The 13,495-nt window shown below is 71.6% G+C and carries 7 protein-coding genes; 1 reads left to right on the plus strand and 6 read right to left on the minus strand.

The features are described 5' to 3' along the window. From B0W88_RS23095 to epsA, 6 genes are all read right to left on the minus strand, one after another. On the minus strand, positions 1 to 5,304 hold a 5,304-nt coding region (locus B0W88_RS23095; RefSeq protein WP_144006902.1), incomplete at its 3' end, for a filamentous hemagglutinin N-terminal domain-containing protein. A gap of 14 nt (positions 5,305 to 5,318) precedes the next feature. Then, positions 5,319 to 6,947, minus strand: a complete 1,629-nt coding sequence (locus tag B0W88_RS23100) for a ShlB/FhaC/HecB family hemolysin secretion/activation protein (RefSeq protein ID WP_144006903.1) — start codon at positions 6,945 to 6,947, stop codon at positions 5,319 to 5,321. A 9-nt stretch (positions 6,948 to 6,956) separates the two neighbouring features. Continuing rightward, positions 6,957 to 8,045, minus strand: coding sequence for a hypothetical protein (locus B0W88_RS23105; protein ID WP_077036976.1), 1,089 nt, complete (start codon positions 8,043 to 8,045; stop codon positions 6,957 to 6,959). A gap of 108 nt (positions 8,046 to 8,153) precedes the next feature. Further along, positions 8,154 to 9,602 (minus strand): hypothetical protein, encoded by a 1,449-nt coding sequence (locus tag B0W88_RS23110; protein WP_077036977.1) that lies wholly within the window; start codon positions 9,600 to 9,602, stop codon positions 8,154 to 8,156. A gap of 100 nt (positions 9,603 to 9,702) precedes the next feature. Further along, a complete protein-coding gene (locus B0W88_RS34485; RefSeq protein ID WP_077036978.1) occupies positions 9,703 to 10,476 on the minus strand; it encodes a PEP-CTERM sorting domain-containing protein in 774 nt (257 codons plus the stop codon). Between the two features lie 199 nt (positions 10,477 to 10,675). Then, a complete protein-coding gene (gene epsA, locus B0W88_RS23120; RefSeq protein ID WP_077036979.1) occupies positions 10,676 to 11,485 on the minus strand; it encodes an XrtB/PEP-CTERM-associated transcriptional regulator EpsA in 810 nt (269 codons plus the stop codon). Positions 11,486 to 11,691: 206 nt separating this feature from the next. Here epsA and B0W88_RS23125 point away from each other — a divergent pair. Next, a partial coding sequence (locus B0W88_RS23125; RefSeq protein WP_158080924.1) for a S8 family serine peptidase occupies positions 11,692 to 13,495 on the plus strand: 1,804 nt, incomplete at its 3' end.

The raw sequence follows: 13,495 nt of genomic DNA on the forward strand, positions 1-13,495 counted from the left end.
GACGCTCAGCGTCTGCGCCCCGACCTGCAGCGCGCCGGCCGCATCGGGCGCCGCGCCAATCACCAGCGTCTGCGCGCCGAGCCGGTTCAGCATGTCGGTGGACAGCAGCAGCGCATCGCCGGCCTGGCCGGTGGCGCTGCCGACGACGATGTCGCGCGAGACGACGAAGGCCTCGCCGCCGCGGCCGACCAGCGCCGGCGTGGTGCTGCCGGGCGCCGCGTCGACGCGGCTGGCCGCGAAGGCGATCGAGGCGTCGAACTGCATCGCCGCGGCGTTCAGCACCAGCCGGCCGGCGTCGACCGGCAGGGCCGGACGGCTGTCGGCAAAGAAGCTGTTGGCATCGCTCAGGTCCAGCTCGGAGCGCTGGTGCGCCTGGGCCGAGCTCATCACTCGCCAGGTGCTGGACAGCGCCGCGCCGAAGGACGTGCCGGCATCGACCAGGCGCGCGCCGATCAGGCTGGTGCCGTCCACGTTCTTCAGCGTGGTGCCGGACGCCAGCGCGGTGCCGCCGGCCACCGGCTGCACGAGGAAGGCCCCCGCCAGCGCCGCATAGCGAGCCGGCAGCAGCGTGTAGGTGCCGGGCGGGATCGGGCCGCCGCTGCCGGTGATTTGCAGCTGCCTGCCCGCGCCGGGCAGCGTGGACGCCAGCGTGGCGTCGAAGGGCGCCAGGCCCTGCACGCTCGGCACCAGGGCGAAGGCGCCGCTGCTGCCGCTGAAGATGTCGGTGGAGCCGCCGGGGCCCGGCACGAACTGCCAGCCCAGCAGCTTGCCGCCGCCGCTGAGGTCCAGCCGCGCCTGGGCGTCGGCGTCGATGCTGCCGGCCGGGGCCGCCAGCGTGATGCTCTTGGCGGGAGGGCCGCTCGCATCGCCGGCCTGCGCGGACGGATTGCCGGGCGCCGTCCAGTGGCCGCCGGAGACCGAGCCCCACAGCAGCTCCTGCCCCGCGGCGCTGACCGAGGTGAGGCTGCCGGCACCGAGCGACAGGCTGTCCTCGGCCGTCAGCGTGATGCTGCCCATCGGCGCGCGCAGCACGCCGTCCTGGACGATGCGGGCCGCGTTGATCGCCAGCGTGCCGCCGGCGCTCTGCGGCGAGACGGCCGCGGCATCGCCGCCGCCGCTGATGGTGACGCCGTGGCCGGCGGCCGTGATCGTGAACCGTGTGCCGGTGGCCGGATAGATCTGCGCGGCGCTCAGCGTCAGCTCGGCGCCGGTCTGCAGGCTGCCGCTGATCGTGCTGCCGTCGTAGAGCCGGCTCTGCAGCCGCAGGTCGCCGTCGCTGGCGATCGCCAGCGTGCCCACGCCCTGGGTGACGATGCGGCCGTCCAGCACCGTGGTGCCGCCCGACAGCGTCAGCGTGCCGCTGCCGCCGCTCGCCTGGGGCAGCGGCCGCGTCTGCAGCGCGCCGGGGCTCTGCAGCGGCAGCTGGTCGTTGCCGACGAAGAGCTGCGCGGCCGACAGCGAGGCCGTGCCGCCGTTCATCGCCAGCACCGGCGCATCGAGGTTCAGCTGGCGCGACAGGTCCAGCGCTACGCCGCCGCCGACGGTGATCTTCTCGGCCGCCTGCAGGCTCAGGTCGGAGAAGCCGCCGTCCCGCACCAGGCCGGCCGACAGCTGCACCGAGTCGCCGCCCAGATGCGCGGCCGAGGCGCTCGCCAGCGAGGCGGACGTGAGCCCCGCGGTACTGCCCGACGCGTTCGCGACGAGGTCCAGGCTGCGCGCCGGCGGCGGCGTTTCGCCGAGATCGGTGCGGCCCGCGTTGAGCGTCACCGACAGGCTGCCGCCGGCCGCGCCGGCGCCGCCGGAACGGGCCTCGGCGTGGCCTTCCAGCGCCATCGCGAAGTTGCCGCTGATGGACAGGCTGCCGCCGGCGCTGGCCACCGTCTGGCGCTGCGTCTGCAGGCCGGCGGCGCCGAGCGTGCTCACGTCGAGCGGCGCCGCCGCGCCGTTCATCAACAGCTGGCTGCCCTGCTGCCAGACCAGGCTGCTGGCCGCCGCCGCGGTCGTGGCCGTGTAGTTGCTGCCGCCGGCCGTGAGGCTGATGCTGCCGCCCGCCAGCACGCTGCCGCGCAGGCGGCCATCGGTGGAGGGGCTGATCAGCGCCTGGCCCGACACGTCGATGACGCTGCTGCCGCCGAGCCACAGGTACTGCGGGTCGGCGAAATCGTTGCCCTGGGTCGCGGCGGCCAGGCTCACCTTGCCGCCGGGCGCCGTGATGCGGCCGTCCATCTCCAGCGTCTCCGCGGCCGACAGCGACAGCGTTGACAGCGCCGGCAGGCTGATGGCCACGCCCTCCGGCATCAGCAGCCTGCCGGCCGGCGAGGTGGCGTCCAGGCCCGAGGACTTGAAGGCCAGGCTCATGGCCTGCGGCAAGGTGCCGGCCGGTGCGCGGCCGGTCGTCAGCGCGGCGACCTCGCTGCCGCTCGCGGCCTGCGTGGCGGCAAGACCTGGCACCCAGGTCTGCACCAGCGGCGCCAGCACGGTGCCCGGCGTGAAGGTCAGCGCCTGGCGACCGTCGATGCTGAAGGCGGCGAAGCCGCCGCGGCTGAAGAAGTCGGCGCCGAGGTCCAGCGTGCCCGCGGCATCGCCGGCCTGGGCCGCGCCGATGCGCACGAACTGGGTCGTCAGGCTCAGGCTGCCGCCCGAGGCCATCGAGAAGCCTTCCAGCGTGGCGCCGAGGCTCAGCGACCGCGAGCTGGCGTCGGCGGTGTTCGCGGCGCGGCCGGCGGCGAGCGCGATGCTGCCCGCATTGCCGCCGCTGATCGCGCCGCTGGCGCTCACCAGGCCGCCGCCCGACACGTTCAGCACGCTGCCCGCATCGAGGCGGACCGCGTCGGTCGAGGCGATGGCGATCGAGCCGCCGGTGCTGCCGAAGGCGCTCGCCGGCTGGCTGCCGAGCTGGTTGTTGATCCACTGGCCGGACACGTCGATGTCCGCCGTGCCGGCCACCGCGATGGCGCCGCCGGCGGCCTGCACCGTCACCGCGCCCGAGGGCGCCGTCACGCTGCCGGCCAGCGCGAGGCCGCCGCCGTTGCTCTCCAGCTTCAGCGCGCCGCCGGTGGGCAGGTGCAGGTCCGCGCCGGCCGCGGTGGAAACGAGGCCGTCGGCGACGATGGTGACGCGGCCGAAGCCCGAGTCGTTCAGCTGCGCCGCCGCCATCCGCGAAGTGGCCGGCAACTGCGTAGAGACACTGCCCTGCTCCGCCTGCGCGAACAGGCCGGCATCCAGCGGCACAGCGCCGGCGCCGAGGCTGAAGCTGCCGAGGATGGCGCCGGCGAAGCTGCCGTTGCCCAGCGCGGCGACGTTCTGGTCGGTGCCCAGCGTCAGCTGGCCCAGCGCGGCGCGCGCGTCCAGGCCGGCCGCCTGCCGGTAGCCGATGGTCGTGCGGCCGGCGACACTGCCGTCCACGAACACGCGCGGCGCCAGTACCTGCAGGCTGCCCGCATCGCTGCCCTGCACATAACCCTGTGCCTGGACGGTGCCCGTGGTGCTGCCGTACTGGGTGACCTGACCCCAGCGGTCGTAGCTGACGGTGTTGCGCGAGGCGTTGCTGATGCCGGTGTAGACGAGGTCCGCCGGCGCGGTGGAGAGCGAGTAGCTCTGGCCGTTCTGCGCGGTCAGCATCGTCTGCGCGACCTGGGCGCCGGTGTAGTTCACCGCGCCGCCGGACACGTCGATGCTGGCGCCCTGCTGCATCAGCACCGCCCCGCCGGCGAAGATGCGCGCGCTGCCGCCGCCGGACAGGCGCTCGTCCGCGCTGCGCAGCAGCGCATTGCGGTAGCTGGCCAGCGAGCCGAGGATCGGCGACCTGCCGCGGATGTCGACGGTGACCTTGTTCTGGTAGAGCAGGCCGTCCTTCTGCAGCGGCGCGTCGGCGAGGTCGTTGCTGCCGAGGAAGTCGGTGGTGACGAAGTTGCGGGCGACGCTGACCGTGGTGTCGGTGGTGCCCGACAGGTCGATGCGGGCACCGGCCTCGATCACGACATTGGCATCGGCCGCCATCTGCGCGGCGGTCGGTGCATCGGTGCCGCCAATGGCCTGCGCATAGTCGGGCGCGCCGAGCGCACGCACGCTCAGGTCCGCGCCGGGCGCGGCGACCTGGGCGCCGCCCTGCAGCGTGACGCGGCGGCCGACCATGTCGATGCGGGAGGGCACGAAGGTCGCGTTGTCGCTGGACAGCAGCGGCTTGCCGTCGGCGCCGTTGTTGTCGGGCGTGATCGTCGTCTCGCTGGCGGTGCCCAGCACCAGCGTGCCGGTGGTTGTCGAGCGGCCCAGCGAGGTGACGGCGGACTGGCCCGGCAGCAGCGTCGTCTGTGTCGTCGCCCCGCCCTGGGCGAGCAGCAGGATGGAACCGTTCTGCGAGACGGAGGTGGTGGCCGAGACCTTGCCCATCTGGTTGACGGCCATGCCCACCAGCGTGCTGTTGCCGCGCGGCGTGGTGATCACGCCGCCGGCCTCGTTGACGACGCTGCCGTTGCGGTCCGCGGCGCCCGCGGGCCCGCTGCCCATCTCGACCAGCAGGCCGCGCAGCGCCGGCACGGCCGGGTTCTGCTCGGAGGCGTAGATCACCTCGGTGGTCGGCAGCTTCAGGTAGACGGACGCGCCGCCGCCCAGCACGACCTGACCCCCGGGGGCGCTGAGCGTGCCGGCGTTCTCCACCCGCTTGGCGAACAGCATGATGCGGCCGCCCTCGGCCGTGGTGATGCTGGCGCCGCTGTCCACGCGCACGAAGTTGCGCGTGTCCACGAAGTTGTCGGCGCTGCCCTGGTACTGGAAGGCCGCCGTGCCGCCGGCGATCGGGCCGGTCAGGCCGTTCATGAAGTCGCCGTCGGCGAGGTTCAGCGTGCTGGCGAACAGCGCGCCGACGTTGACCTGCGCGCCGGCGCCGAACAGGATGCCGTTCGGGTTGATCAGGTAGATCTCGCCGCCGTTGGTGGCGCTGAGCTTGCCGAAGATCTGGCTGGGGTTCTGGTCGGCGATGCGGTTCAGCGCGGCGCCGCCGCCCGTCGGCATGGCGAAGGTGACCGCGGCCTGGGAGCCGATGTTGAAGCTCTGCCAGTTGTAGATCTCGCGCGGCACCGACTGCTGGATGTTCAGCTGGCCCGGCACCGTCGGCGTCGGGAAGGCGGCACCGGCGGGGTTGGAGCGCCAGCCGGTGGCGGCCGGCACCGGCAGGGCCAGCGGCGCCACCGGCGGCAAGGTGCCCGCCTTGCTCTGCGCCAGCACTTGCAGCGGCCAGGCGGCGGACAGCGCCAGCAGCAGCGGCGTCAACAGCGGGGGGCGATGGCGGGAGAGCGTCTTGGACATGATCGACAAAGGGTTCAGAGCTTCTGGCCCAGGCGCAGGTGCAGGTAGGAGCCGGGCACGGCCTGACCGGGCAGGTCCTTCAGCGCGTGGGCGTAGTCGAGCGAGAGGCTCATGCCGGCGTTGGTCTGCAGGCGCAGGCCGACACCGGCGCTGGCCAGGGTCTGGTGGCCGAAGGTGCCGGGCAGCGCGTGCTGGGTGTAGACCCGGCCGCCGTCGACGAAGGCCAGCAGCGTCAGCTCGCGCAGGCCGGCGCTGGCCGCCTCGCCGGCGCGGCGGCGCATGGCCGGCGCCATGTCGCGCCGCCATTCGAGCGAGCCGAGCAGCGCGCCGTCGCCCAAAGCGGTGGAGTCGTAGTAGCCGCGCACCGAGTCGGCGCCGCCCAGCACGAACTGCTCGGCGCTGGCCAGCGGCTCGTTGCTGAGCTGGCCGGCGGTACGCAGGGCCAGCTGGCCCCAGTCACCGGCCGACAGCGTCTGGCGCAGGTCGAAGCGGGCGGTGGTGAAACTGCCGTCGGCGCCGGCGCGCTTGCAGGCGAACTGGTCGACCGGGGCGATGCCACCGTTGGCGCTGGGGCAGTTCGCCACCTCGCGGCGCAGCAGCGGCGCGAAGCCGTAGCTCAGCGTCAGGTTCCACTGCGACTGCCAGGCGTCGGACCCGTAGCCGCCGCTGTAGCCGAGCTGCAGCGGCACATAGCGCAGCGGCGTCGAGATGCTGCTGGCGCCGAACACCGTCTGCTCCTGCAGGTCCTTCCAGTCCGCGCCGAGGTTCAGCGCCTGCCAGCCGTTCCAGGGCGTGGCCAGCGGCTTGAGCCAGCGCAGGCCCAGCGTCGTGCCCTTGCCCAGCGCCTGCGTGCCGCCCAGCGTGGCGACGTTGCTGTTGGACCAGACCAGGGTGGCGCCGAGGCTCTCGCCCTCGCTGCCGATCGGCACCGTGTAGCTGCCCACCGCCACCTTGGACTGGGCCGAAGCGGTGGGCGTGCCCATCAGCGTGAGGCCGATGCTGTGCTCGCGCTGGAACAGGTTGTCGTAGTGGATGTTGGCCACCGCATGCAGCGGCGCGATGCCGGCCGCATGGTTGTTGTTGACCTCGAAGGAAGCGCCCAGCGGCAGCTGGTCGCTGACCTTCAGCTCCACCTCCACCGTGCCGGGCACCGCGCCGGGCTTGAGCACCGGCTGCACGCGGCGCGTCTCGCTGCGGCTCAGCGCGGCCACCTGCTGCTGCACCACGTTGAAGTTGGGCACCTGCCCTTCGGCCACCTCGGCTGCGCCGGCGCGGATGCGGCCCTGCGCGTAGTAGCGCGAGCCGGTCACGCTGAGCCGGTCGACCTTGCCTTCGGTGACCTGCAGGCGCACGACGCCGCCGTCCACCCGCTGGTCCGGGATGTCCACGAACACGGTCAGGTAGCCGGCGCCCTGGTAGGCCTTCTCCAGCGCGGTGCGCGCCGCCTCGACCTCGGCCAGGCTCAGCTGCGGGCCCATGAAGGGCATCACCGCCTGCTCGACCTGCGCCTCGGGCAGCACGGTGTTGCCGGCCACCTCGAACTCCAGGATGTCGAAGCGCGGTGCCTCGGCCGTGGCGGGCGTCTGCGCGTGCAGCGCCGGCGCCAGCAGCATCGGCAGCAAGTAACTGAAAAGTGACTTCACGGAAACTCGTCAGTCCGCCTTGCGCTTGCGTCGGACGGCCAGCAGCGTCGTCAGGCCCAGGACCGCCAGCAAGGCGCTGGCCGGCTCGGGCACGGCCGTCACGGTGTTGCCCAGCAGCGCGCTGGACGGCGTCCAGCCGGCGAACTCACCCGCGGGCGTGCCCAGCTGCTGCGCGAAGCTGTACTGCGCGGCGTAGTCGGTCTGGTTGCGGCGCAGCGCGCCGGCGGCGGTCTGCGTGGGCGTCACCGCGGCCTGCATCGTGAAGCTCAGCACCAGCTCCTGCTGGTTGGCGCTGTTGGTGGTGCGGGCCAGGCCCCAGTAGGCGTCGTAGGCGCTGTTGGCGAAGGCGGAGACGCTGATCTTGTCGGCCGCCTTGATGCTGGACGAGGTCAGGTAGTAGAACCAGGACGAGCTGCCGCTCGCGCCCAGCGCGTTGCCCGTGTCGAAGCCGTTGGACTTGGCGAACATCGCCTCGCCCGGATCCAGGCCGCCGGACTCCAGGCCGGCCAGCACCGGCGCCATATTGCCCACATAGGCATCCGAGCCGGCCGTGTCGAAGCTCGAGGCCGTCCCCGGCGCGGCCGTGGCGTAGTTGTTGTTGGTGGCGCCGCCCATCAGCGGGTTGTAGACGCTGGTGGGAAAGCTCGACGTCACGCTGCGCAGGTTCGAGTTGGGCTGGCCGACGAGGCCGTCCCACTGCGGATTGAGCACGCCGTTGGCGGTCGTGTTGACCATCGTCGAGTAGATGACGTTGGTGCCGGGCCCGGTGCCGCTGGCGGCCTTGCCGCCGCCGATGACCATCCAGACGTCGTTGGCCAGGTCGCCGGAGGCAGCGAGGTACTTGGCGAAGTTGGCGTCGGTGGCCGGATCCAGGGTCCAGAACTGCTGGCTGCCGTCGTTGGACAGGCCGCTGTACAGGCTCTTGCCGAGCAGGCCGGTGTCGTGGCTGTAGGAGACCTTGGCCACCGGGTCCCAGATCAGCAGGATCAGCGAGGGATCGGTGTCGGAGGCCAGCACGGTCTGCGCCTGCGCCAGCGAACCGAGCAGCAGGCCCAGACCGAGGGCGACGATGGAGTTGCGGTGACCGTTCTTCTTCATGGCTCTCTCAAGCTCCCCAGAAAGTTCAAAGGAGTCCGCGTGGTCCGCGGACTCCGGCTGAGAAAAAAGGAGGGCCGGCGCGACGCGCCGGCCGCTCCTGCTGCTGGCTTACTGCAGCAGCTGTTGCGGCGAGCAGCTGCTGCCGCCGCGCGAGGTGCGCGAGATGTAGCCGGTCACGCTGGCGTAGGCCGGGTCGGTGATGTCGGCGATCGACAGGATGCCCTTGCGGGTGCCGGCGTCCGGCGTGGCCGACAGGGCCAGCGGCGTCACGGCGTCCTTCTGCAGCCAGTTGGCGAACTGGCTGTACTTCGAGGTCAGGGCCTTGGGCCAGTACATGAAGTTCTCGTAGGTCATCGGGTAGGCGGCGGTCTGGCCGTTGGCCTGGGTCGGCAGGAAGCCGCCAACCTTGACGAAGCGCCAGCCGGCGTCGCCGGAGGTGCCGGCGGCGTTGTCGTTCTCCGAGCCGACGATGCCGATCGCCCAGTCCTTGAACAGGTTGGTCGAGGTCTTGCTGGCATCGGTCGTGGCGCCCTGCATGCAGGCGATCACGTTGCCGGTGCTGGTGGCCACGTTCAGGACCATGTCGTTGTTGCCGATCTCGCCGACCGAGGCGTTCGGCGAAGCGGTGCCGGCGGGCGGCGCGCCCACGGCGGAGCAGGGGTTGTTCAGCAGGAAGGCGTCGACCATGGCCTTCGTGCCCGAGCCGTTGGCGCGGGTGCAGAAGTTGACGGCGTGGGCCGCGCTGTCGGTGGCGCTGTTGCTCAGGTCGCTCGGGATGACGCTGGAGAAGCCGGTGTTCAGCAGCGGCGAGGCCGTGCCGGCGAGCACCGTGCTCAGGAAGCCGATCGGCAGGCTCGGGGCATTGGCCTCGGCGTCGTCGCCGGCCAGGCCCTGGGCGGCCTGCAGCGCGCGGTACAGCTTCAGGTTGACGGCGATGCCGGCCATGGCGACCGAGTGGACGCCGCCGTTGAGCGTGCTGATGGCGACGGCGGTGGTGCCGGTGGCCAGGTTGTTCTTGTGCTGGATCGTGGAGGCCTCGACGTCGGACACGCCCATCTGCGGCACCACGTTGTTGCTCTGCGAGCAGGCGTAGTCAGGCTTGGTCAGGTCGAACGGACCCGAGCGCACGATGCCCGTCGCCGTGCAGGCGCCGTAGCCCAGGTAGGCCAGCTGCGTGCCCTTGACCAGCGGCTGGATGCCGTTGATCGAGCCGCCGGCGTCGTACTTGTTGAACACGACATTGGTGCCGGCCGCGAAGGCGACGGCGCCGCCGGTGCTGGGCTTGATGTCCTTGGCCAGCGTGCAGGCGTAGCCGCGCACGTTGTTGCCGGCCTTGGTCAGGTCGGCGCCGTTGGTGTTGCCGAAGACGGCGATGGTGCCGGCCTGGCACATCGAGACGAAGCCGGAGGCCAGCGAGAAGCGCAGGGCCGAGGAGCCCGAGACATAGACGGCGTTGCCGGCGCTGGTGGCGGTCACGGCGTCGGCGGGGGTCAGCGGGGCGGCTTGCGCGGCCGAAGCGAGGCCGAGCACGGCCAGGGCGATCAGGGTGTGCTTCATGATGGGTTCGAGTCCTTGGTTTCCGAAAAATTGGGACGGCTCATCCCCTGCCGCGCCCCAGGGGGCGCGGCATCGGGGAAGGGAGCGGGACCTCAGTCGCTCAGGCGCGGCGGCGGCGGGCGGCGACGAAGCCGACGGCGGCCAGGCCGGCCACCATCAGCGCGTAGCTTTCCGGTTCCGGCACGGCCGCGGCGATCGTCAGCTGGCCGGTCGTCGGGTTCAGCGTGACGACTTCGTCCATCGCCTTCAGCGTCGCGCCGGCGTTCAGCGAGATGCTCGAGACGGTCTCCAGGTACAGGCCCAGCGAGCTGGTGGCGGCCGGATCACCGAAGTCCTGGATGTACAGGCGGGTGTTGTTGCCGATGCCGAACTGCACATCGCCGGCGAAGGCGTCGCCGCCCTTCAGTGCGATGTTGCTGCCCGAGTTCAGCAGGTCGTTGGCGCTGTTGCCGAAGGACAGCATGCGCTGCGCGTCGGTGCGCACGCCGGCGTTCTTGAGGCCGGAGAAGTTGCCGTCGGCCACCGCGCTCAGCGGGTTGGTGGACATCACCGTGTTGCCGAGGTTGGACAGCACGTTGGTCGCAGCGACCACGGTCCAGCGCACGCCGGCGCCGCCGGAGCCTTCGTCCAGGCCGTTGAACGCCGAGGTGGCGCCGAAGTTGAACGAGGCCCAGTTGGGCAGCGTGACCGAGTAGTTGACGTCGGTGTTGATCACGCTGGCCATCGTGATGCCGGTGTCGAACAGATAGGTGTGGTTCTGGTCGCCGACGGCGACCATCAGGGTGGACGTGTCCTGCGAGCCGGTCGTGGCGGCCATGGCATGACCCATGGCGACGGCAGCGAGGGCGGCCAGTGCGATCTGCTTGAGTTTCATCGTGAGGTTCTCCGGTTCTGGGGTGACAGCGACATGCCTTGAAGACATGCAAGGACTTTCCCAGCAGGCAGTGACATTGCGTTGTTCGCCTCGGGCACGCCTGCATGCCGAACGGACTACGCGGCGGTCATAACGATCAGGTTCGACGGCATATCGGGGGTAAACACCGAGGAACTTCTGCAACGCGCTCGCTCGGACGTCAGTCGGGACGGCCCACGTCCACCGGCACGCGGTCCAGCAGGTTCAGCGTCATCGCGCGCGCCACGGCCTGGGCGCGATTGGCCGCATTGAGCTTGCGCAGGATCTTCTGCACGTGGTTCTTGACGGTCAGCGCGCTGATGCCCAGCACCTCGCCGATCTCCTGGTTGCTCATGCCCTCGCGCAGCCAGCCGAGGATCTGCCGCTCGCGCCCGGTGATGCCGCTGCCGGGCACCGCGCCGCTGCGCTGCACCGCAGCCTCGGGCAGGTTGCGCAGTTCGCGCTCCTGCACCTGCACGCGGTGCCAGGTGGCATGGATGTGCGGCATCAGCAGTTCGAGCGTGTGGCACTGCAGCTCGCCGTCGGGCGCGCTGCCCTGCTGGCCGAACACGAAGAAGCTCTCCATCTCGCTGGGCCGCTGCGGGCGCGAGAGGCCGTGCGCCACCAGGCTGACGAAGCCCGCCTGCTGCAGCGCCTGCCGATGCGCCTGCACGGCCGGCCCATCCAGCTCGGTGACAGCCAGGCGCACCGGATGGCAGCGGTTGTCCAGCCAGCGCCCCTGCAGCAGCTGCATCAGCGCGCCACGCGGGTGGGTGAAGGCTTCGAGCAGGCCCTCGGGCACGCTGACGCTGTTGAAGGCATCGAAGACGAGTTCGCGGGCCTGGCGCTGGTAGGCGCCGCAGATCGTCAGCTGATGCGGCAGCACCAGCTGGACATTGCCCTGTGTCCAGACGAAGAACTGGTAGCGCCGGCAGACCTCCAGCGCTGACTCGGCCGCACGCACGATCGCCTCGACATGCGCGGGACTCACCGTCGAAATATGTCTGGAGTTATTCATGTGGAAAGAACAGCGCCATCGGCCACGGGTCGTGGACAAGAACCGGACACAATGTGAACGGCTCGCGCACTGTAGGGATTGCACATGACCGATCGTTGAAGCGAGCCATGGCCCGTAGGCCGTTCGGCCCACGGGATAGCCCGATGGCGCGGCCCCGAGCATCGGCAGGCGGCCGGGGCATGATCCGTTCGGACTATCCGCGCTACACGACGGGTTCATGCGGCCGCCCTAGCGTGCCGCGCATGCTGACCCGACCCTGCCCCTCTCCGTCCCTCGCGACTTCGCTGCGCCACTCGCTGCTGGTGCTCTCGCTCGCCACGGCTGTCTTTCCATCCCAGGCCGCGAGCGTGCCGCAAGGCCCCCTCGCCCACGGCCTGCTGCTGCGCTTCAAGACCGCACCCGCCGATGCGCGCGCCAGCACGGAGGCGGTGCTGGCCGCCCACGGCATCAGGGGTGCCCTGCGCTTCAGGCGGCCGCTCGGCGCCGGCTGGGTGCTCGTCGAGGGCGACCGGCCGATCGGCGCTGCCCAGGGGGCCGCCATCGTGAAGACGCTGCGCGCGGACGCGCGGCTCGCCCACGTGCTGGAGAACGGCTTCGAGAAGAGCCGCGAGCGTCCCGCCGCCGTGCCCAACGACACCCTCTTCCGCGCCACGACCGGCACGCCGCAATGGTGGCTGGACGACTACGCCGCCGGCAGCAACGCGGCGGCGGCCGACTTCACCCATGCCTGGGACATCAGCACCGGCGCCGGCTCGCCGGTCGTCGCGGTGATCGATACCGGCATCACCAGCCACCCGGACCTCGACCCGAACCTGCTGCTGCCGGGCTACAACTTCATCAGCGACCCGGTGTTCGCCGGCAACGGCACCGGCCGAAGCGCGACGGCGCTGGACCTCGGCGACGGCATCAGCGCCGCGCAATGGCAGGCCAACACGGCCAGGTACGACGGCTGCAATCCGGACGCCACCTCGGCCACCGGCATCGCCAGCAGCTGGCACGGCACGCTGGTGGCCGGTCAGCTGGGCGCGGTGACGAACAACGCCGCGGGCGTGGCCGGCATCAACTGGCATGCGCGCGTGCTGCCGGTGCGGGTGGCGGGCCAGTGCGGCGCCCTGGTCTCGGACATGGTGGACGGCATGAACTGGGCCGCCGGCGTGCATGTGGACGGCGTGCCGGACAACCCGAACCCGGCGCGCGTCCTCCTAATCGGCTTCGCCGGCCTGGCCTCCTGCAGCACCCACGACGCGGATCCGACCGTCGCCGCCGCTGCGCAGCTCTACACCGACACGATCAGCACCCTGCGCAACGGCAAGGGCGTGTTCATCGTCGCCGCGGCCGGCAACCGCCAGGGCCCGGTGGGCCGGCCGGCCAACTGCGCCGGCGTGTTCGCCGTGGCCGCGGTCAACCGCATGGGCTACAAGGCGCTGTACTCGAACTTCGGCGCCGAGGTGCAGCTCGCCGCACCGGGCGGCGACATGGCCAACACGCAGCGGCAACTGCGCTGCGACTCGATCGCCGGCGTGGCGGACAGCGGCGTCGTGTCGACCTTCAACAAGGGCCCGCAGGCGCCGGACACCTCCAACAGCGGCTATGGCTATGCCGCCGTCAGCGGCACCAGCTTCGCCGCGCCGCAGGTGGCGGGCACGGCCGCGCTGATGTGGGCAGCGGCCCCGAGCCTCACGCTGGCGCAGATCGAGAGCGGCCTCAAGCTCAGCGCCCGGCCGCACGTGCTGGCGCCGGACCTGGGCCTGTGCACCGATGCCAACAACAACTACCGCTGCACCTGCACCACGACCACCTGCGGCGCCGGCCTGCTGGATGCCGGGCAGGCGCTGAAATACGCGCAGTCGCCGGCGGGCTATGTAGCACCGACGGCAGCCGCGCTGACGGTCAGCTCCGACGCGCTGGCCTCCTGCGGCGCAGCGCAGGGCAGCACGCCTATTCCGCCGGCTCCTGCTCCAGCTCCTGCTCCCACCCCTGCAC

Source organism: Pelomonas sp. KK5 (genome assembly GCF_001984095.1).
Classification (GTDB): Bacteria; Pseudomonadota; Gammaproteobacteria; order Burkholderiales; family Burkholderiaceae_C; genus KK5.